The organism is Roseomonas mucosa ATCC BAA-692 (assembly GCF_000622225.1).
GTDB classification, from domain to species: Bacteria; Pseudomonadota; Alphaproteobacteria; order Acetobacterales; family Acetobacteraceae; genus Roseomonas; species Roseomonas mucosa.
This window is the reverse complement of record NZ_JHWD01000025.1, coordinates 30,326-49,883: the sequence shown is the minus strand read 5'-3', so window position 1 is coordinate 49,883 and position 19,558 is coordinate 30,326. Positions and strand designations below refer to the sequence as shown.

15 protein-coding genes, 1 tRNA gene and 1 pseudogene are annotated in these 19,558 nt (G+C 69.7%); 10 read left to right on the top strand and 7 right to left on the bottom strand.

The genetic code is table 11. The features are described 5' to 3' along the window. A pseudogene (locus BT98_RS0117135) lies at nt 1–237 on the bottom strand (IS21 family transposase); the annotation flags it as partial. Nucleotides 238–300: 63 nt separating this feature from the next. On the opposite strand from BT98_RS0117135, the gene BT98_RS0117130 reads away from it, so the two are divergent. Both BT98_RS0117130 and BT98_RS0117125 read left to right on the top strand, forming a co-directional pair. Then, a complete protein-coding gene (locus BT98_RS0117130) occupies nt 301–1,302 on the top strand; it encodes a class I SAM-dependent methyltransferase (RefSeq protein ID WP_147292437.1) in 1,002 nt (333 codons plus the stop codon). A gap of 52 nt (nt 1,303–1,354) precedes the next feature. After that, nucleotides 1,355–2,416 (top strand): class I SAM-dependent methyltransferase, encoded by a 1,062-nt coding sequence (locus BT98_RS0117125; RefSeq protein ID WP_019462764.1) that lies wholly within the window; start codon nt 1,355–1,357, stop codon nt 2,414–2,416. A gap of 9 nt (nt 2,417–2,425) precedes the next feature. Here the strand turns inward: BT98_RS0117125 and BT98_RS0117120 are convergent, their stop codons facing one another. Together BT98_RS0117120 and secA are read right to left on the bottom strand one after the other, a co-directional pair. Beyond that, nucleotides 2,426–3,283, bottom strand: a complete 858-nt coding sequence (locus BT98_RS0117120; RefSeq protein ID WP_019462763.1) for a transglutaminase-like domain-containing protein — start codon at nt 3,281–3,283, stop codon at nt 2,426–2,428. Further along, nucleotides 3,284–6,022 (bottom strand): preprotein translocase subunit SecA, encoded by a 2,739-nt coding sequence (gene secA / locus BT98_RS0117115; RefSeq protein WP_019462762.1) that lies wholly within the window; start codon nt 6,020–6,022, stop codon nt 3,284–3,286. 380 nt (nt 6,023–6,402) lie between these two features. On the opposite strand from secA, the gene BT98_RS0117110 reads away from it, so the two are divergent. The 4 genes from BT98_RS0117110 (at nt 6,403) to argJ (ending at nt 11,199) form a co-directional block, all read left to right on the top strand. Further along, nucleotides 6,403–6,585, top strand: coding sequence for a DUF3311 domain-containing protein (locus BT98_RS0117110; protein ID WP_019462761.1), 183 nt, complete (start codon nt 6,403–6,405; stop codon nt 6,583–6,585). Continuing rightward, the gene (gene mctP, locus BT98_RS0117105; RefSeq protein WP_019462760.1) at nt 6,582–8,072 is read left to right on the top strand and encodes a monocarboxylate uptake permease MctP; all 1,491 of its coding nucleotides are present in this window, start codon (nt 6,582–6,584) and stop codon (nt 8,070–8,072) included. The genes BT98_RS0117110 and mctP overlap by 4 nt, the downstream gene beginning before the upstream one ends. A gap of 927 nt (nt 8,073–8,999) precedes the next feature. After that, nucleotides 9,000–9,938 (top strand): peptidylprolyl isomerase, encoded by a 939-nt coding sequence (locus BT98_RS0117095; protein WP_019462758.1) that lies wholly within the window; start codon nt 9,000–9,002, stop codon nt 9,936–9,938. 25 nt (nt 9,939–9,963) lie between these two features. After that, nucleotides 9,964–11,199 (top strand): bifunctional glutamate N-acetyltransferase/amino-acid acetyltransferase ArgJ, encoded by a 1,236-nt coding sequence (argJ, locus tag BT98_RS0117090; protein ID WP_019462757.1) that lies wholly within the window; start codon nt 9,964–9,966, stop codon nt 11,197–11,199. Between the two features lie 586 nt (nt 11,200–11,785). On the opposite strand, the gene BT98_RS0117085 is transcribed toward argJ, so the two are convergent. Together BT98_RS0117085 and BT98_RS0117080 are read right to left on the bottom strand one after the other, a co-directional pair. Continuing rightward, on the bottom strand, nt 11,786–12,028 hold the full coding sequence (locus BT98_RS0117085) for a hypothetical protein (RefSeq protein ID WP_019462756.1): 243 nt from the start codon (nt 12,026–12,028) through the stop codon (nt 11,786–11,788). A gap of 125 nt (nt 12,029–12,153) precedes the next feature. Further along, on the bottom strand, nt 12,154–13,137 hold the full coding sequence (locus BT98_RS0117080; RefSeq protein WP_019462755.1) for a TRAP transporter substrate-binding protein: 984 nt from the start codon (nt 13,135–13,137) through the stop codon (nt 12,154–12,156). 246 nt (nt 13,138–13,383) lie between these two features. Between BT98_RS0117080 and BT98_RS24845 the strand changes: the two genes are divergently transcribed. Together BT98_RS24845 and BT98_RS27315 are read left to right on the top strand one after the other, a co-directional pair. Beyond that, nucleotides 13,384–16,029 (top strand): bifunctional diguanylate cyclase/phosphodiesterase, encoded by a 2,646-nt coding sequence (locus tag BT98_RS24845; protein ID WP_019462754.1) that lies wholly within the window; start codon nt 13,384–13,386, stop codon nt 16,027–16,029. A 243-nt stretch (nt 16,030–16,272) separates the two neighbouring features. Next, entirely contained in the window at nt 16,273–16,491 is a 219-nt protein-coding gene (locus BT98_RS27315) for a hypothetical protein (protein ID WP_126281835.1), read from the top strand. Between the two features lie 157 nt (nt 16,492–16,648). On the opposite strand, the gene BT98_RS0117070 is transcribed toward BT98_RS27315, so the two are convergent. Then, a tRNA-Thr gene (locus tag BT98_RS0117070) sits at nt 16,649–16,723 on the bottom strand. 200 nt (nt 16,724–16,923) lie between these two features. Between BT98_RS0117070 and BT98_RS0117065 the strand changes: the two genes are divergently transcribed. Together BT98_RS0117065 and BT98_RS0117060 are read left to right on the top strand one after the other, a co-directional pair. Next, nucleotides 16,924–17,277 carry a hypothetical protein gene (locus BT98_RS0117065; protein WP_019462753.1) on the top strand — a complete coding sequence of 118 codons (354 nt, stop codon included), beginning with the start codon at nt 16,924–16,926 and terminating at the stop codon, nt 17,275–17,277. A gap of 72 nt (nt 17,278–17,349) precedes the next feature. Next, nucleotides 17,350–18,147, top strand: a complete 798-nt coding sequence (locus tag BT98_RS0117060) for an HpcH/HpaI aldolase family protein (RefSeq protein ID WP_019462752.1) — start codon at nt 17,350–17,352, stop codon at nt 18,145–18,147. 21 nt (nt 18,148–18,168) lie between these two features. Here BT98_RS0117060 and hisD read toward each other — a convergent pair whose 3' ends face one another. Beyond that, entirely contained in the window at nt 18,169–19,458 is a 1,290-nt protein-coding gene (gene hisD / locus BT98_RS0117055) for a histidinol dehydrogenase (RefSeq protein ID WP_019462751.1), read from the bottom strand. Nucleotides 19,459–19,558 lie beyond the last annotated feature (100 nt).

The window sequence follows — 19,558 nt, the reverse complement described above, 5'->3', positions numbered from 1 at the left end:
CTCGCGCCGCGGCCGCGCCTCGTTCGCCTCCAGCAGGCGCTCCAGATCGGCCTGCCAAGGTCCCAGCTTGGGCTGCGGCTGCCGCGCCCGGCTGTAGCGGAATTCCGTCTCCCCGGACCGCAGAACCTTCCGGACCACCTTTCGCGAAATCCCGAGCTCGCGACAGATCGCCTTGATCGACTTGCCCTGCACCCAGTGCAGGCGCCGGATCTTTGCCACCGTCTCCACGACCAGCATCCCAGCCCTGGCTCCCGATCATCCCGGGAACCACTGTGAACCCCGCCGTCAGTGGGGTCCCGTTTGGACGCCGATCACCCCTCCAACAGGGTTCCTATTCCATGCCGTTCCACAACGATGATCGAGGCCACTCGTGCCCAGCTCAGCGATCCGGCCCGTTCCAATGGTGTGAAGGTGACGTCAGAGCGCCTTCCCGCCGATCTCTTCGTGGACACACTCTACCGGGGACTGTTGGACCGGCAGCCTGATCTGGCTGGCTTCCACAGCTTCACCGATGCACTGGAGAAGAAAGCTCTGCAGCCGGTGGACGTCGTGCGAAGCATCGTCGGCAGCGCGGAATTCAGCAGGAGCTATGCGCAGCGCAGCCCAAGCGGCAGAACCGCTGGCAGGCAGCCGTCCGAGGAGAAGCCGCATACCATGGCGCGCGAACTCCAGCAGCGCCTGTTCGGCGAGGACATCTACGCCGGCTTCGCTCCGACCCTGCGCAAGGACCTGCAAGGCTGGAACAGCCACCACCCGGCCCTGACGCGGGAAATCACCGCACGCAGGCCGCGCATCGTCATTGATGTCGGTGTCTGGAAGGGTGCTTCCACCATCCACATGGCAAAACACATGCAGGCGCTGGGGCTGGATGGCGCGGTCATCGCCGTGGACACCTTCCTCGGCAGCCCCGAGCACTGGAACCGCGACAGGCCGGACCGGATCTTCGAGGATCTGGGGCTGAAACATGGCTGGCCCTCGCTGTACTGGCAGTTCCTGTCCAACGTCGTGGCGGAAGGCGTCTCGGACCTCGTCCTGCCTGTCCCACAGACCTCCGAGAATGCCGCGGTCATCCTGCAGCGCCTCGGCCTGCGGGCGGGCATGGTCCACATCGATGCCGCGCATGAATACGAACCCGTCCTGCGCGATGCGCGCATGTACTGGGATCTGCTGGAACCGGGCGGCCTGCTGATCGGTGACGATCATCCCTGGCCCGGCGTGGCCCGTGCCGCCCGGGATTTCGCGGCGGAGGTTGGGCAGCCGCTACGGGTCGAGGAACCGAAATGGATGATCGAGAAGGCCTGATGGTGTCGATGCATACCGGAGCACCGGCCATGATCCCTGATGGAGAAACCCTTTGATCTCCCGCGACGACGTCATCACGGCCTATGAACTGATCCTGGCGCGGTCGCCGGAGTCGGAAGCCGTCATCGAGGTGCAGTGCGGATATCCGGACCGCGCCAGTTTCGGAAAGGCACTGCTGCGGTCGGAGGAGGCGCAGCACCGGTTGCGCGACGTTCTGCGGCGCGCGGTGGAGCCGCATCCGGCGCTGTCCCGGCAGGACATGGGGGTGTTCGGTCGCTTTCCCCATGCCGGGGGAGAAGGCGAACCAGGTTTCATCCGCGATTTCCTGGGGGTGCGGACCAGCACGCGCTACTCCCCGACCTTCGCACCACATGACGGCAAGGTTTTCGATGTACCGCTGAAGGCGGATTTCCATGCCGAGGCGCCGGAATGGCTCGGCTTGCTGAAAAGCGTCCTCTCCGCTGGCAGCCGCTACCGCATCCTGGAGATCGGTGCGGGCTACGGGCCATGGCTGGCAGCGGGCCATGCGGCGGCCCGGCGCCGTGGCATCGATGACATCCTGCTCTATGGGCTGGAGGCCGATCCCGGCCGCTACATCTTCCTGCAGGAGCACATGGCGCAGAACGGGGTCGACCCCGCCGTCTGTCGGCTGATCAACGCGGCGATCGGTACGGCGGATGGCACGATCCCCTGGCCTGTCAGCGCGGATGCGGCGGCCGACTATGGTTCGCGGCCTTTGGATGCGGATGGCCAGGATTATCGCGGCCACGCTCATGCCAAGGTGATCGACCTGCCCATGCTGGGGTTGACCGGGCTACTGGGCCGTGAACCGTTCTGGGACCTGGTGCATGTGGATATCCAGGGGCTGGAGACCGATGTCTGCAGATCGGCGCTGGAGGCGCTCGACGCCCAGGTGCGCTGGCTGGTGATCGGTACCCACTCGCGGAAGATCGACGGGGACCTGCTGGAGATGTTCTGGCGTCATGGTTGGGTGCTGGAGCACGAGCAGCCCTCGCGCTTCAACTTCTCGCGAAACGCAAGGAACCTGGAAGCCATGACCGTGGCGGACGGAGCGCAGGTCTGGCGCAATCCACGGCACGTGCCCGGGGGCTGACGGAAAAGCCTACCCCCGCGACACCGACACCGCCGCCGTGGTCCACTCCTTCGTGGTACCCGGCTCCGGGTCGCAGCGCACCTTCATACCGGTGGCCTGGGCATTGCCCCAGATGGAGCAGAAGGCCACCTGCGAGGCATCCTGCCCCACGGCGATGCGGGCCACCCCGTCCAGGGCGGTCTGCCGCGTGGCGTCGAAAACGTACCAGCACGGTCCTTCCGGCCCCATCAGCAGCGCCTCGAAGATGGCGTGGAAATCCGGCGGCTGGAGGTGCGGCGCATAGGCGGCCAGGAAACGCGCGGGGATGCCCAGGGCGCGGGTGAGGGCGATGCCCAGATGCGCGAAGTCGCGGCACACCCCCGCGGCATCCGTCAGCACGTCCAGCGCCGTGGTCCGCACATCGGTGCTGCCGCGCTGATAGGCGGTGCGCTGATAGATGTAGTCGCAGACCGCCGCCACGCGGGAATGACCCTGGGCGAGCCCGCCGAACTGCGCCTGGGCGAAGCCGGTGAGCCGGTCGCTCTCGCAGTAGCGGCTCGGCAGCAGGAAATGCAGCGCCTCCTGCGGCACCTGCTGGACCGGCATCTCGGTGATCCCTGCCGGGTCATGCACCACCGGCTCGCCCTGCACCTCCGCCTCGTAGCGTAGCTGCACGAGGCCGGCCGGGGCCAGGACGCGCAACCAGCGGATGCCATCCACGCTGCGCCATTCCTCGCCCGGCTGGCCGGTGGAAAGCGTCAGGCTTTCCCGCAGGATCTTCTGGCGCGCGGGCGGGTCCTCCGAGGGACGGACCGCGAAGACAAAGGTGCTCGGCCCGGAGGCCTGGTAGTCGAGGGTGCAGCCCAGGCTTCGCGGCGGTCGTGCCATTCAGATGCTTTTCCCGTGGCAATGCTTGTACTTCTTGCCCGAACCGCAGGGACAGGGCGCGTTGCGCGGCGTCCGGTCCCAGGTGGACGGGTCGTCAGCGCGCACGCCGGGGGAAAGTTGCACCGCCGCATCGGTGGTGGCGTGGCCATAGCCGGGGAAGGCCGCGGGCTCGGCCGCGCCGCCCTCCAACAAGGAAGGCGGGGCCGGCTGGCGTGCATCCGTCACCTGGACCGGCTCGGGGGTGGGCAGCGGCTGCTCCGGCATCAGGTTCACATGCATCAGCCAGCGGGTCACGTCCTCCCGCAGGTCGAAGAGCATGCCGTTGAACAGGTTGAAGGCCTCGGACTTGTACTCGTTCAGCGGGTCGCGCTGCGCATAGGCGCGGAGCCCGATGCCCTGCCGCAGGTGGTCGAGGGCGAGGAGGTGGTCCTTCCACACCTTGTCGAAGACCATCAGCAACAGGGACTTCTCGATCTCCCGCATCCGCTCCGGCCCGATATTGGCGGCCCGGGCGGCGAAGGCCTGGTCCGCGGCCTCCTGGATGCGGTCGCGCAGATGCGCCTCGTCGATGCCTTCCTCGCGGCCCCATTCGGCCACCGGCAGGTCGAGGCCGAGAAGCGTCAGGACACGCTCCTGCAGCCCCTCCAGGTCCCACTGGTCCGGATAGGAATTCTCCGGCACGGCGCGGGCGACCATGTCGTCCACCAGCTCGCGCCGCATCTCGGCCACGGTCTCGGCGACGTCCGCGGCCTGCATGAAGGACCGGCGCTGGGAATAGACCTCCTTGCGCTGGTCGTTCATCACGTCGTCGTACTTCAGCACGTTCTTGCGCATGTCGAAGTTGCGCGTCTCGACCTTCTTCTGCGCCTTCTCCAGGGCCTTGTTGATCCAGGGATGGACGATGGCCTCGCCTTCCTTCAGCCCGAGCTTGCCGAGCATGCCGCCCATGCGGTCGGAGCCGAAGATGCGCATCAGGTCGTCTTCCAGGCTCAGGAAGAAGCGGGATGCGCCAGGATCGCCCTGGCGGCCGGAGCGGCCACGGAGCTGGTTGTCGATGCGGCGGCTCTCGTGCCGCTCGGTGCCGATCACGAACAGGCCGCCGGCTTCCTTCACCCGCGCGGCGGCGGCCTCGACCTCGCGCCGGATCTCGGCCATGCGGGCCTCGAATTCCGGCCCCTCCGGCTCGCCGGGGAAGGAGGCGCGGGCCAGGGCCTCGGCATTGCCGCCCAGCTTGATGTCGGTGCCGCGCCCGGCCATGTTCGTGGCGATGGTCACCGCGCCCGGCCGGCCGGCCTGGGCGATGATCGCCGCCTCCTGCTCGTGGTAGCGGGCGTTCAGCACCTGGTGCGGGATGCCCTTCTTGTTGAGCAGGGCGCTCAGCAGCTCGGACTTCTCGATCGAGGTGGTGCCGACCAGGGCCGGCTGGCCGCGCTCGCGGCACTCGGCGATCAGGTTGGCCACCGCCTCGTACTTCTCGGTGGCGGAACGGTAGACCTCGTCATCCTCGTCCCGGCGGGCGACGGGGAGGTTGGTCGGGATCTCGACCACCTCCAGCTTGTAGATCTCGGCGAACTCGTCCGCCTCGGTGGAGGCGGTGCCGGTCATGCCCGCCAGCTTGGGGAAGAGGCGGAAATAGTTCTGGAAGGTGATCGAGGCCAGGGTCTGGTTCTCGGGCTGGACCTCGACATGCTCCTTGGCCTCCAGCGCCTGGTGCAGTCCGTCGGAATAGCGCCGGCCCTCCATGGCGCGGCCGGTGAACTCGTCGATGATGATCACCTTGCCGCCCCGGACCATGTAGTCCACGTCCCGGGCGAAGAGCGCATGGGCGCGCAGGCTCTGGTTCACGTGGTGGACCAGGGTGATGTTGCTGGCGTCATAGAGGTCGCCCTCGGTCAGCAGCCCGGCCTCGGTCAGGGCAGTGGCCATGGCCTCGGTGCCGGCCTCCGTCATCACGACGGTGCGCTGCTTCTCGTCCTTCTCGTAGGTGGACTTGTCCTTCACCACCTCGCGGACCACCGCATCGACCTGGCCGTAGAGCTCCGAGCTCTCGTCCGAGGGGCCGGAGATGATCAGCGGCGTGCGGGCCTCGTCGATCAGGATGCTGTCCACCTCGTCCACGATGGCGAAATGGAAGTCGCGCTGGACCATCTCGTCCAGCCGGTACTTCATGTTGTCGCGGAGATAGTCGAAGCCGAACTCGTTGTTGGTGCCGTAGGTGATGTCGCAGGCATAGGCGGCGCGGCGCTCGACGTCGTTCAGCCCATAGACGATCACCCCGGTGGACAGGCCGAGGAAGCCGTAGAGCCGGCTCATCTCCCCGGAATCGCGCTGGGCGAGGTAGTCGTTCACCGTCACCACATGCACGCCCTTGCCGGCCAGGGCGTTCAGGTAGACGGCCAGGGTGGCGACCAGGGTCTTGCCCTCGCCGGTCTTCATCTCGGCGATGCGGCCCTCGTGCAGCACCATGCCGCCGATCAGCTGCACGTCGAAATGGCGCATGCCGAGAACCCGCTTGCTGGCCTCGCGGCAAACGGCGAAGGCCTCCGGCAACAGGGCGTCCAGCGTCTCGCCCTGGGCGAGGCGGTCCCGGAACTCCTGGGTCTTGGCGCGCAGCCCCTCGTCGGTCAGGGCGGCCACCTGCGGTTCCAGCGCGTTGATGGCAGGCACGCGCGCCTGGTAGCGCTTCACGGCGCGGTCGTTCGAGGTACCGATGATGGCGCGGGCGAGGCGTGCGAACATGTGCTTTCCGGGTCTCTCCAGGCTCCCGGGGGCAGGAGCGGTCCCGCGGGCGCGACATCGGCCCGGCGGCAAGGGGCCGCCGGGTATGCCGCCGGACAGATAGGGGGGAGCGGGTACGGGGTCAACGAAATGGCGGCGCGCACCGACCCCGTGCCAGGGTAAAAGCGTGGCGCCAGGGCGGCCGCGCCCGGTGCCGGAGCGGCGGCGCGGCGCGCGCGGCGATGCCGGCGGCGGGGCAGGGCACGCGCGAAAGGGTGATCGGCGCGGTCCTGCGCGGGCCTGTTTGTTACAAAGAAGAAAATTGCCGGACGGCGCCAGGACAGGTCAGCCTCCCTGTCGCTTCCCGTCCCTCAGGACGGGAGATTCGGAGGCGACGTCTCATGTGGGTCCTGCTCCTGCTGCCCTTTGCCGGGCTGCTCTGGGTTCCGTTCTACAACCATGTGCAGCCGGAACTCTTCGGCTTCCCCTTCTTCTACTGGTACCAGCTTCTCTGGGTGCCGATCACCTCCTTCCTCACCTGGCTCTGCTACCGCGCCATCCGGAAGCGGGAGGAGGGCCGGTGAGCGGCGGCATCGACTGGACGGCCCTCTGGGTCTTCATCGGCTTCTTCGTGCTGGTCACCGCCATGGGGTTCTTCGCGGCCCGCTGGCGGCGGCCCAGGACCCTGGCGCACCTGGACGAATGGGGGCTGGGCGGGCGGACCTTCGGCACCTGGATCACCTGGTTCCTGGTCGGCGGCGACTTCTACACCGCCTATACGGTGATCGCCGTGCCGGCCGTGGTCTATGCGGTCGGCGCCTACGGCTTCTTCGCCCTGCCCTATACGATCATCGTCTATCCGATCGTCTTCGCCATCATGCCGAAGCTCTGGGCCGTGGCGGCCGCGGGCGGGCATGTGACGGCGGCCGACGTGGTGCATGCCCGGTACAAGTCCCGGCCCCTGGAGCTGGCGGTGGCCATCACCGGGGTGCTCGCCACCATGCCCTATATCGCCCTCCAGCTCGTGGGCATGGAGGTGGTGCTGGCGGCGCTGGGGCTGACCGGGGAGGTGCCGCTGGCCGTCGCCTTCATCATCCTGGCCCTCTACACCTATTCCTCGGGGCTGCGGGCGCCGGCGCTGATCGCCTTCGTCAAGGACATCATGATCTACATCGTGGTGATCGTGGCCGTGGCCATCATTCCGATGAAGCTCGGCGGCTATGCCAATGTCTTCGCCTCGGCGGAGCGGGTCTTCGCGGCCAAGGGGGGCGCCACCGGCCTGATCCTGGCTCCCAGCCAGTACCTGCCCTATGCCACGCTGGCGCTGGGCTCGGCCCTGGCGGCCTTCATGTATCCCCACACGCTCACCGGCATCTTCGCCAGCAACTCGGGCAACACCATCCGCAAGAACGCGGTGCTGCTGCCGGCCTATACCATCCTGCTCGGCCTGATCGCCCTGATGGGCTACATGGCCCATGCGGCGGGGATCGTGACCACCACCCCGACGGCCGTGGTGCCCCTGCTGTTCAAGGCGCTGTTCGACAGCTGGTTCGCCGGCTTCGCCTTCGCCGCCATCGCCATCGGCGCGCTGGTGCCGGCAGCGGTGATGAGCATCGGCGCCGCCAACCTCTTCACCCGCAACTTCTGGAAGGCCTATGTGAACCCCCAGGTCACCCATGCCGGGGAGGCTCAGGTGGCCAAGGTCACCTCGCTGGTGGTGAAGGTGGGGGCGCTGGCCTGCATCCTCTTCCTGCCGACCCAGTTCGCGCTGGACCTCCAGCTCCTGGGCGGGCTCTGGATCCTGCAGACCTTCCCCGCCGTGGTCTTCGGCCTCTTCACCAACTGGTTCCGCGGTGGCCCGCTGCTGCTGGGCTGGGCGGTCGGTTTCGTGGGAGGCTCCTGGATGGCCTGGAGCGACGGGCTGAAGCCGCTGCACAGCCTGGTCCTGGGCGGCGGGACCTATACCTTCTATGTCGGCATCCTGGCCCTGGCGCTGAACCTGGCCGTAGCGGTGGTGGCCAACCTGGTGCTGCGGCTGATCCAGCCGGAACGGGCGGCACGGGCGGTCTGATGCCCCGGGCGCCACGCTTCGTGGCAGCCCCCGGGGGAGGCTCCGCCTGCCCCCGAACCCCCACCGCCGGGGAGCTGTCGAAGCAGTGCTTCGACCTCCCCGGACCCCGCCTTGCGTTGGCCCGGAACGGCAAGGCCAGCCTTCCGCCCGAGCCCAGGCCAGTGGATCGGCGGGGCGCCAAAGACACCCCGTCCGCGCTGGCGGCGCCCGCGGTCGCAGGAAGCGCCAACTCGTCGGGGCCAGGGCACGCAGTGTCCTGGGTCCTGGCGGATAGGGGGAAAGGCGCTGCCTTTCCCAGGGGCGGCTCCCAGGGGCGGCTCCCAGGGGCGGCTCCCAGGGGCGGCTCCCAGGGGGGGGCTCCCAGGGGCGGCATTCCCGGGCCTTCACGGATCGGCGCAGGCGAAGCTCGATGCCTCCGTGACCGGCCCTTTGCCGTCATGGCGCCCGCGGCCGGGACGGTGGTGGCGGAGAGCAGGTTGGTGTCGTCGAGGCGCATCCCCGCCAGCGCGGCGCAGCGCGCGGCCTCGGGCGCGGCACCGGGTGCGGGCTGGATCGGGCCGGGTTGGGCCAGGGCCGGGCCGAGGCCGAGCAGGGCCAGAGCGGCCAGGGCGAGGCCGCCCCCGCGCAGGGCGGCGCTTCGGTCCGCCGGAACGGCGGGGCAGGGGACCGGTATCCGGTCGGGCATGGTTTCTCCTCCCTCGGCCGCCCCTTCCCGGGGCGGCTCCGGGCCGCAGGATAGGCGAGGAGACGGGCTTCGTCGGCGATTCTCGCCCCGCCCGCCGGTCCGGTGTGGGGGCGGGCGTGTTGCGGCCTGTTGCCGCCCCTCCGGAGGGTGGCCCCGGCGAGAGGTTTCGGTACGGAAGCGTGCCTTGCCGTCCCGCAGCATGCGCGTCATGGTGCCGCGCCCTTTTCGACCGGACTTGTCTGATGCGTTTTCCCGTTCTGATCCTGTCGCTCGGACTGCTGTCCGGACCCCTGGCTGACGCGGCCCTGGCCCAGACCTCGGCGGTGCCCAATCCCACGGCCGCCCCCGCCTCGCCCCAGGCGGCGCAGCAGCCCGCCGACCCGGTGGTGGCCCGGGTGAACGGGGAGGAGATCCGCCTCAGCGATGTCCGCGACGCGGCACAGGACCTGCCCGCCGAGGCGCGCAACGCCCCGCCGCAGGTGCTCTTCCCGCTGATCGTGGACCAGCTCATCGCGCAGAAGGCGGTGGCCGCCGCCGCCCGCGCCCAGGGGCTGGAGAAGGACCCCGAGGTGCAGCACCGCATCGCCGTGGCCACCGACCAGGAGCTGCAGCAGGCGCTGATCCGCCGCGACGTGGCCCCCGCCCTGACCGACGAGGCGCTGCGCAAGCGCTTCGAGGCCGAGCAGAAGAGCCAGCCGGCCGAGGAGGAGGTGCATGCGCGCCATATCCTCGTCGCCAGCAAGGAGGAGGCGGACAAGGTCCTGGCCGAGGTGAGGAAGCCGGGGGCGGATTTCGCGGCGATCGCGCAGAAATACTCGACCGACCCCAGCGGCAAGGGCAATGGCGGCGACCTGGGCTTCTTCAAGAAGTCCGACATGGTGCCGGAATTCGCCGAGGCCGCCTTCGCGCTGAAGCCCGGCCAGATCAGCCCGGCGCCGGTGAAGTCGGCCTTCGGCTGGCACATCATCAAGGTCGAGGAGCGCCGCGCCGCGCCGCCCAAGAGCTTCGAGGAGCAGCGCGCCTCGCTGCGCCAAGCGGCTTTCGAGGAAGCCGTGAATGCCGCCCTGGAGAAGTACAAGGCCGGCGCCAAGGTCGAGCGCTTCAACCTCGACGGCACGCCGCAGCGCCAGCCCTCGCCTCTGGACGGTGCCACGCCGCCCGCCCCCGCCCAGAAGAACTGAAATCACACGAGCGCCGAGAACACCCATGGCCAAGGACCTTCCGGTTTCCCCCCTCGCGGTGCCCATGCCCGCCTTGCCGCCCGTCGCGGGCGTCCGCCTCGGCACGGTGGCGGCGGGCATCCGCTACAAGGGGCGCGACGACCTGATGATGATGGTCTTCGCCCCCGGCACCACGGTGGCGGGCGTCTTCACCAGCTCCAAGTGCCCCGGCGCGCCGGTGGACTGGTGCCGCAAGGCGCTGGAGGGCGGCACGGCCCGGGCGGTGGTGGTGAATGCCGGCAACGCCAATGTCTTCACCGGCCGGGCGGGCGAGGAAGCGGCGCGGCTTTCCGCCGAGGCGGCGGCAAGGCTGGTCGGCTGCGCGCCCTCCGAGGTCTTCCTGGCCTCCACCGGCGTGATCGGCGAGGTGCTGCCGCACGAAAGGCTGACCGCCGCCCTGCCGGCCCTGCATGACGGCCTCTCGCCGGAAGCCTGGGCGGAGGCGGCGCGCGGCATCATGACCACCGACACCTTCCCCAAGGCGGTGACGCGGCAGGCGCGGATCGGCGGTGCCCCGGTGACCATCACCGGCATCGCCAAGGGTTCGGGCATGATCGCGCCGGACATGGCGACGATGCTCTGCTTCGTGGCGACGGATGCGAAGATCCCCGCCGCCGCGCTGCAATCGGCGCTGAAGGCCGGGGTCGAAACCTCCTTCAACCGCACCACGGTGGACAGCGACACCTCCACCTCCGACACGGTGCTGCTCTTCGCCACCGGCCAGGCGGAGCATCCCGAGGTCACGGCCGAGGGCGGCGAGGTCCTGGCCGATTTCCGCGCCGCGCTGGCCGGGCTGCTGCACGAGCTGGCCCTCCAGGTGGTGCGGGATGGCGAGGGCGCGCAGAAGCTGATCCAGGTGGCGGTGCGCGGCGCGGTCTCCGACGCCTCGGCCAAGGTGGTGGCGCTGGCCATCGCCAACTCGCCGCTGGTGAAGACCGCCATCGCGGGCGAGGACGCGAACTGGGGCCGCATCGTCATGGCGGTCGGCAAGGCCGGCGAGCCCGCGGACCGTGACCGGCTTTCCGTGGCCGTCGGCGGCACCTGGATGGCGCGCGAGGGCGGCGTGGTGCCGGGCTATGACGAGGCCCCGGTGGTCGCGCACATGAAGGGCCGGGAGATCGAGATCGAGGTGGATCTCGGGCTGGGCGAGGGCAGCGCCACGGTTTGGACCTGCGACCTCACCCATGGCTACATCGATATCAACGGGTCGTACCGGAGTTAGCTTGGCGAGAACAACGGTCTAACGCGGGTCCGCAGGGTGCTGGCGAGGGCGCCGACGGCGGCCCCGGCCTCCCTGCGCCAGCATGGAGGTGCCCTGGATCTCTCCATGCCCCGATAAGCTTATCGGGTTTACCGGAGCGTCAGCGGAAGGACCCAGCAGGCGCTGGGTACGGCGAAGGGCACATGGGTTTTGTGCCGTTCGCGGATGTCACGGCGGCGCCTCAGTGACACGGCATGCTGTGAGACTGCGCGAGGGCGCATGTGGCCTCGGGAGCAAGGTCCTCCGATCTTCCCATGGCATACGCCGCGAGGAACAGGAGACCGAGTATGGCGGCGACCGGAAGCCATTTCCGGGCTCCGCGTAGCGCCCGGGAAGCCTGGGGCGCTTCCGGGACGGAGCCTCCGATGCCGGGGCCACATGCGGCACGCAGGCGATCATAGTGATCGGGTGACCCAGGCGAAGAAGGGGAGAGACGCACGGTCCAGCTTTCCCGCGATAGATGCTTTGCGCATCGGTATGGTCCTTACAATGTGGCGTCCCGAGGGCGATTGTCTGTGATCTGGCGCACACTGCGCCTGGCTGCCCTTCAGTGCAGCCGGAAGCGCAGGCCGCGGACGACGCTCCGGCCGGCGGGCCGGAAGTAGTGGCTGCGGGTACGGACCGAGGCGGAGCGGGAACGCCCCGAATAGGAACGGACCTCGACCAGCCCTTCCGGAACCGGTCGCGCCTGGTGCAAGCCGGCGGGCTGTGAGACCGCCGCAGCCGCCTGTGGGCCGAAAAGGAACCCGGCGGCGACAAGGGTCGCGGCGAGCGCGAGGCTGCGGAACATGGATGACTCCGGAAACGCAACCAAAAGTTGCATTTCCGGAACCGCCTCACAAGCCATGGCGCCCGGGCCGCCGCAGGGCCCCGCCCTCATGCCCGGAAGGCAGTCCGGCGCCGCCCCGCGATCCTTCAGCGGCCGCCGCGATAGGCGCGCAGGATGGCTTCCCCTTCCGGACCCGCCCGCTGCACCCAGGCGGCCTGGACGGGCGCCGCCGCCGCTTCCAGGGCGGCCCGCAACGCGGGCGAGGTGGCGATCGTCATCCCATGCGTCCGCATCCGCGCCTCGTTCTCCGCCATGCGGGTCTCGATGGCCTTGAACTGGCGCGCCTCGGTGGCCTTGCCCGCCCGCGCCACCGCCGCCTGCCCGGCTTCCGGCAGCCGTTGCAGGGCCGCCGTGTTGCAGAAGGCGAGGCTCAGCGGCCAAGCATAGTCGATGGCGGTGAAATGCGGCAGGATCTCCCAGAGCCGCGCCCCGGCGCCGCCATCGCCCGAGGACAGAACCGCGTCCATCTCGCCGGATTTCAGCCGCGGCAGGGCGTCGGCGAAGGAGATCTGGGACGGCTCCGCGCCCGCCGCACGCATCACCGTGGTCCCGGACTCGTCATAGGTGCGCACGCGCAGGCCCTTCAGCGATTCGGGGCCGGTCACCGGCCTGCGCGACCACAGGCCCGTGGCGGGCCAGGGCGTGGCATAGAGCAGGGTGAGGCCGCGCTCCGAAAGCACCTTCACATAGGCGGGGCGCGCCGCTTCCAGCAGGCGGCGCGTGTCGTCCGCGGAGCCGGTGAGGAAGGGCAGGGCGGAGAGCTGGAGGATCGGCGCCAGCCCGGCCAGCGCGCCGGTGAAGGCATCGGCGGCCTCCGGCTTCCCCTGGGCGACGGCGCCCGGCATCCTGGCGGAGCGCAGCCCATCCGGCGCATCGAAGGCCGGCCGGACATGCAGGATGCCTTGCGCCTCCAGGTTCGCCGTCTCGGCGAAGAAGGCGATTCCCTCGCCCGGCATGGCGGTGGCCGGGTATTCGGTGGCGATGCCCCATTCGGCCGCCTCGGCCCGCGCCGGAAAGGTAGCCAGGCCCAGCAGCGGCGTCATCGCCATCAGGGCACGTCGCGTCGTCATGTGATCCATTCCCCAGTCAGCTCCCCACCCGGGCGGGGCCACCGCGCCGGCTGGCGGCGTGCCCTGATCTTGCGAGGTTGTGCTGATAACCAATTCATCATCTCATGGCTGCAAGCTACGCTCCAGAAGCGAGCCGCGCGTTCCGTCGGGAGAGACCGGATGGGCGCGCCGGCCCCGCGCGGCTTTCAGCAGGATCCGCCGGATGTTCCGTACAGGGCCGGAGGCGATATGACAGGGGAGGGTAGGATGGCGCGGCCGCGGTCACCGCACGCCGCAGCGGCGGGTGACGAGGGCGCCGGCGCGGCCGGCCTCCGGAGAAGGCTCCGGTCCGTCGCCGCATGGTTCGGTGCCGATCTGGGCCTGATCCTGGCGATCCTGCTGCTGTTCTGGGGCGGCATCGCCCTGCATCTGCAACGCGAATACCAGCGGAGCCTGGACAACGCGACACGCAATGCCGGCAACCTGGCCGGGGCCGCGCAGCAGATCATTGCCCGGACGGTGGAGGCGATCGACCAGCGGCTGCTCTTCATCCGCGAGGCCTACCGGCGCGACCCGGCCGATTTCAGCCTCGACTTCCTGCGCCGGGAACATGGCTTCCAGCAGGACATGTCGCTGCAGACCGCCGTGATCGGCCCTTCGGGGCGGCTCTGGCTCAGCAATCTGGGGGCGGTCCAGAACGGGGTGGACCTGTCCGACCGCGCGCATTTCCGGGTGCATCTCGATACCCAGCAGGACGAGCTCTTCATCAGCGTGCCGGTGATGGGGCGCGAATCCGGGCGCTGGTCGGTGCAGTTCACCCGGAAGCTGCTGACGGGCGACGGCCGCTTCGGCGGCGTGGTGGTGATCTCGCTCAACCCCTATTGGCTGACCCAGGTCTACGACACGCTGGATATCGGCCGTGGCACCGTGACCCTGGCCGGGCTCGACGGGATCATCCGGGCACGGGCGCCGGAGGGGGCTGGGGCACTCGGCAGCAGCATCGCCGGCAGCGACCTGATGACGGAGGCGCTGATCCGCCCGCAGGGCACCCTCCGCGGGCGGAACCCGGCCACCGGCGCCGAGCGGCTGGCCGCCTTCCGGCGGGTCGGGTCCTTTCCCCTGATCGTGGCCGTCAGCAACGACATGGCGGAAATCCTGCAAGGCTACGACGCCTACCGGCGCAGCGTCCTGTCCTCCGGCGCGGTGCTGACGGTGCTGATCCTGGGGACGGGCGGCCTGCTGATCCGCCGCAGGAGACAGCGGGCACGGTCCCAGCAGGCATTGTCCGACGCGATCGAGAACATCAGCCAGGGCCTGGTCATGGTGGCGCCGGACGGGCGCATGCCGGTGGTGAACCGCCGCGCCATGAGCCTGCTCGGCGTGCCGGAAGGGCAGCGGTCCGCCTTTCTGCGCGGCGGGCAGGTCCGGGACATCCTGCCGGAGGACTGCGCGCTGGACCCGGGCGCCGGGCGGCTGGCGCCGCTCTACCGCTGCACGCGCCCGGATGGCACGGTGCTGGAGGTCCGCAGCCAGGTCCTGGGCAATGGCGGCCTCGTACGGACCTTCACCGATGTCACGGAGCAGACCCTGTCGGAGCGGCGGGTGCGCTTCCTGGCGCATCACGACCCGCTGACCGGCCTGGCCAACCGCCTCCTGCTGCATGAGCGTCTCGACCGGGCGATCGGGGAGGCCGGCGGGCGGGAAGGCAAGCTCGTGGTGCTGGCGCTGGATCTCGACCGCTTCAAGGTGGTGAACGACACCTATGGCCACGCGGCGGGCGACCAGCTCCTGCGGCAGGTGGCGGAGCGTCTGGGCGAGCTGGTCGGCCCGGACGACACGGTGTCCCGCCTCGGCGGCGACGAGTTCGTGATCCTGTGGCGCGGCACGGCCGCGCGGGACGGGGTGGAGCCCCTGGCCCGCCGGATCGTGCGCAGCCTGGTCACGCCCTTCATCCTTGACGGCAACATGGCGCAGGTCGGCACCAGCGTCGGCATCGCCCTGCATCCGCAGGATGGCGCGACGCCGGAAAGCCTGCTGCGCAACGCGGACACCGCCCTGTACCGCGCCAAGGCGGAAGGGCGCGGCACGGTGCGCTTCTTCGAGCCCGCCATGGAGGTGGAACTCCGCGAGAGGCGGGAGATGGAACAGGACCTGCGGCTGGCCCTGCAGGCCGATCTGCTGGAACTGCACTACCAGCCGATCATGACCTGCGGGAACGGCGCGATCCGCGGCTTCGAGGCGCTGCTGCGCTGGACGCATCCGGTGCGCGGGCCGGTGCCGCCCGCCACCTTCATCCCCGTGGCGGAGGAAAGCGGGCTGATCCTGCCGCTCGGCCGCTGGGTGATGGAGCGGGCCTGCGCCGAGGCCGCGACCTGGCCGGAGCCGCTGCGGCTGGCGGTGAACCTGTCCCCCGCGCAGTTTCGCAGCGGCAACCTGCCGGCCATCGTGGACCGCGCGCTGGAGCTTTCGGGCCTGCCGGCGGAACGCTTGGAGCTGGAGATCACCGAGGGGCTGCTGATCGGCGATGCCGAGGAGGCGCTGAACGCGATCCATGCCCTCAAGCGCCGGGGCGTGCGGATCGCGCTCGACGATTTCGGCACGGGCTATGCCAGCCTGGGCTACCTCCACCGCTTTCCCTTCGACCGGATCAAGGTGGACCGCTCCTTCGTCCACGCGATCGGCCGGCGGAACGGTGCGCATGCCATCGTGGAGGCGGTGCTCGCCATGAGCAGCAACCTGGGCATGGAAGTAACGGCGGAGGGCGTGGAGACCGAGGAGCAGTTGCGCTTCCTGCAGCACCGTGCCTGCGACGAGGTGCAGGGCTTCCTGCTGGGCCGGCCGATGAGCCGGGAGGCCGTGGCGCAGCTCCTGCGGGCGCACGGGTTGCGGAATGAGCGCCTCACCTTGCCCTGACCTGGGCTCCGAAGGACATCCGTCGGCGGAAGGATGCCACGGGAACCGGCCAAGCAATGGCGGGAGGCAATCCCATCAATAGCATGCGATTTATTTTACTCTCATGATTTAATTCCACGGAATAAACTTGGCGCAAATCATTAATACTTAATTCTTCTTCAAAACTAAGTACTCTATTTGGTTTACATGGGGTGTTTCGGTTTGTATCAACCCCGCCCGCAACAGATGAAGCGGGATTCGGTCATGAAGTGGTACAAGCCGACCGACCTACCGGGCGAACTCGAGATCGTCTGGATCGACGATCCGAAATGGGGGCTGACAGTCGGCTGTGTCCGGCGTGGCGTCTGGGAAGTGCCCGGCGAGGGGCCGGGTTCCGCGAACCCGACGCGATGGGCGCGAATGCGCGAGGATGGTCCCACGCCTGCCCAGATCCAAAGGCCGAAGCTGCCCTATCGCAGATAGCCCGGCCCACGCCGCCAACCCACGGCCGTACCTCGCCTGGAAGGCGCGAGGGACCGTCCGCCACCGTCCCCGACAAAGACGCAGCCGTGCAGCAGAGGCCTCGTGCATCGAACGAGGGAACCGGCTCGGAAGCAGAGGGGGATGTTCAGGAAGGTCGTGGTGCTGCTGGAGAGATTCGAACTCTCGACCTCTCCCTTACCAAGGGAGTGCTCTACCCCTGAGCTACAGCAGCAATCGCGGGGTGGGCGCTCCTTAACCGCAGACGGCGGGCAGGGCAAGCCCCGCCCGGCAGCTTCACAGCAGGAAAAGCGGAGATGGCTCCCATGCCCGTGACCGGGCTGTCCGCAGGGCGAAGCCGAAGGTGCTTCAACAGGAACACATCATGAACTAGTATGCCGCCTGGATATTCGGCCCGGAAGGGGAAAGAGACCCATGGCTGGGAATCGGCAAGGCGCGCCTCAGGCGCCAGAGCGCCAGGCCCTGGCGCGGCTCGCGGAACTGGCGGGCAAGGGCGCGGCTCCCGACCGTGTGCGGCGGGAGGTCGAGACCATCGTGGATGACTGGCGCCGCGGCGTGCTGGGCCACGACGAACGCGCGGCGCTGCGCGAGCGGCTGGAGGAGATGCACGGGCAACTCGCCGAGGGCGTGGAATCCGTGGAGGAGCAGATGGCCGAGATCGGCCAGGACGAGCGCGCCGCGCTGCTGGCCGGGCGGCGGTCCCTGGCCGCGCTGGTGGCCGCGCGCGACGCGCTGGCCCGGGCTCATGGCGCGCTGCTGCCGGCCTGACCGGCGATCTGCTCTATTCTGCCGCCCGGGCCGGCGAGTCCGGCACCGGAGAGCGACAGGGAGGGAGCGGCCATGCGCGAGAACAGGGTCGGGACGCTGTGGGGGCGTGGCGAGGCGGTGGTGAATGGCTGGCTCGCCATTCCCAATGTCTTCTCCGCCGAGACCATGGCGCATGCGGGCTGGGATTCGCTCACCATCGACATGCAGCATGGCGTGGTGGACTACGCCGCCGCCGTGTCGATGCTGACGGCGATCTCCACCACGGAAACCACGCCCATGGTGCGCGTGCCCTGGCTCGATCCGGGCATCATCATGAAGATGCTCGATGCCGGCGCCTATGGCGTGATCTGCCCGATGATCAATACCCGCGCCGATGCGGAGCTCTTCGTGTCCTCGCTGCGCTACCCGCCGCGCGGCATGCGCTCCTTCGGCCCGATCCGGGCGCTGCTGCATGCCGGGCCGGACTATGCGCGGCACGCCAACGACACGGTCTTCGGACTGGCGATGATCGAGACGCGGCAGGCGCTCGACAATCTCGACGAGATCCTCTCCGTCGAGGGGCTGGACGCCGTCTATGTCGGCCCCGCCGACCTTTCCCTCGCCCTGGGCTGCACGCCGCGCTTCGACCAGGAGGAGAAGCCGGTGGTGGAGGCGATCGACATGATCCTCGCCAAGGCGAAGGAGCATGGCGTGGTGCCCTGCATCCACAACGGCACGGCGGAGTACGCGCTGCGCATGGTGGAGAAGGGCTTCCGCTTCGTCACCGTGGCCTCCGACGCCCGGCTGATGGCGGCAGGGGCGCAGGCAACGGTGGCGGCGATGCGGGGCGGGCCGAGGCCGAAGGGCCCCGGCACATCCGGGACCTACTGAACCGCCCCGCCCGGACGGCGCCTATTGCCCCAGCCGCATCGCGATGCTGCGGGCATGGGCGCCCAGCCCCTCGGCCTCGGCCAGCGTGACGGCGGCGGGGCCGATGCGGTGCAGCCCGGCCTCGGTGGCCGAAACCCAGGTGGTGCGCTTCAGGAAGTCATAGACGCTGAGCCCGGAGGCGAAGCGCGCCGTGCGCCCGGTGGGCAGCACATGGTTCGGCCCGGCCACGTAGTCGCCCAGCGCCTCCGGGCACCAGCCGCCGAGGAAGGCCGCCCCGGCATGGCGGATGCGGGCAAAGAGCGCCTCCGGCTTCTCCACCAGCAGCTCCAGGTGCTCCGGCGCCAGCCGGTCGCAGAGCGCCACGCCTTCCTCCCAGTCCCGCACCAGCAGGATGGCGCCGTGTGCTTCCCAGGAGGCGCGGGCGATCGCCTCGCGCGGCAAGCTGCGGAGCGCCTCCTCCACGGCGGCGGCGGCGGCCTCGGCCATGGCCCCGCTGTCGGTGATCAGGATGGCCTGGGCGGCCTCGTCATGCTCGGCCTGGGCCAGCAGGTCGATGGCCACCCGCCGCGGGTCCTGCGCCGCATCGGCCAGCACCACGACCTCCGAGGGCCCGGCGATGGAATCGATGCCCACCCGCCCGAAGACCTGGCGCTTGGCCTCCGCCACATAGGCGTTGCCGGGGCCGACGATCTTGTCCACCGGCCGGATCGAGGCGGTGCCCCAGGCCAGGGCTGCGATGGCCTGCGCGCCGCCGATGCGCCAGACCTCGGTCACGCCGGCACGGTCGGCGGCAGCCAGCACCAGAGGCGGGATCTCGCCATCCGGGGTCGGCACGGTCATCACCACGCGCCCCACCCCCGCAACGCGCGCGGGCAGGGCGTTCATCAGCACCGAGGAGGGATAGGCCGCCTTGCCGCCGGGGACATAGAGGCCGGCCGCGTCCACCGCGTTCCAGCGCATGCCCAGCATCAGCCCGTCCTCGGGCAGCACCATGTCCTGCGGCATCTGCGCGGCGTGGAAGCGCTCGATCCGCTCCGCCGCCACGTCCAGCGCCGCCAGCAGCTCCGGCCGGCAGCGCGCTTTCGCCTCGGCCACCTCCGCCGCGCCGACCCGCAGCGCACCGATGCCGGCAGGGGTCCAGCGGTCGAAGCGGGCGGTGAGGTCCAGCAGCGCCGCGTCGCCTTCCGCCCGCACCCGGGCGATGATTTCGGCCACCGGCCCGTCCACCCGCGCGGTCGTGTCCCGCGCGGTGTCGAGCAGGGCGTCGAACTGGGGGCCGAATTGCGGGTCGCGCGTGTCGAGGCGCTTCATGCGGGCGGGTCCTTGCCGTGGCGTTCCGCATGGCCCGCGGCCCCCTGCCGTCCAGGCCAAGCCAAACGAATGGGAGGTCGAGGAACCTCAGGTTCCTCGC

Coding starts and splice junctions, on each gene's coding strand:
- secA (WP_019462762.1), bottom strand. CDS start 6,022: ATGTTCGCACGCCTCGCCCGCGCCATCATCGGTACCTCGAACGACCGC.
- BT98_RS27315 (WP_126281835.1), top strand. CDS start 16,273: ATGAAGTGGTACAAGCCGACCGACCTACCGGGCGAACTCGAGATCGTC.
- BT98_RS0117085 (WP_019462756.1), bottom strand. CDS start 12,028: ATGTTCCGCAGCCTCGCGCTCGCCGCGACCCTTGTCGCCGCCGGGTTC.
- hisD (WP_019462751.1), bottom strand. CDS start 19,458: ATGAAGCGCCTCGACACGCGCGACCCGCAATTCGGCCCCCAGTTCGAC.
- BT98_RS0117110 (WP_019462761.1), top strand. CDS start 6,403: ATGTGGGTCCTGCTCCTGCTGCCCTTTGCCGGGCTGCTCTGGGTTCCG.
- BT98_RS24845 (WP_019462754.1), top strand. CDS start 13,384: ATGGCGCGGCCGCGGTCACCGCACGCCGCAGCGGCGGGTGACGAGGGC.
- BT98_RS0117060 (WP_019462752.1), top strand. CDS start 17,350: ATGCGCGAGAACAGGGTCGGGACGCTGTGGGGGCGTGGCGAGGCGGTG.
- BT98_RS0117120 (WP_019462763.1), bottom strand. CDS start 3,283: ATGGCACGACCGCCGCGAAGCCTGGGCTGCACCCTCGACTACCAGGCC.
- BT98_RS0117095 (WP_019462758.1), top strand. CDS start 9,000: ATGCGTTTTCCCGTTCTGATCCTGTCGCTCGGACTGCTGTCCGGACCC.
- BT98_RS0117080 (WP_019462755.1), bottom strand. CDS start 13,137: ATGACGACGCGACGTGCCCTGATGGCGATGACGCCGCTGCTGGGCCTG.
- BT98_RS0117065 (WP_019462753.1), top strand. CDS start 16,924: ATGGCTGGGAATCGGCAAGGCGCGCCTCAGGCGCCAGAGCGCCAGGCC.
- argJ (WP_019462757.1), top strand. CDS start 9,964: ATGGCCAAGGACCTTCCGGTTTCCCCCCTCGCGGTGCCCATGCCCGCC.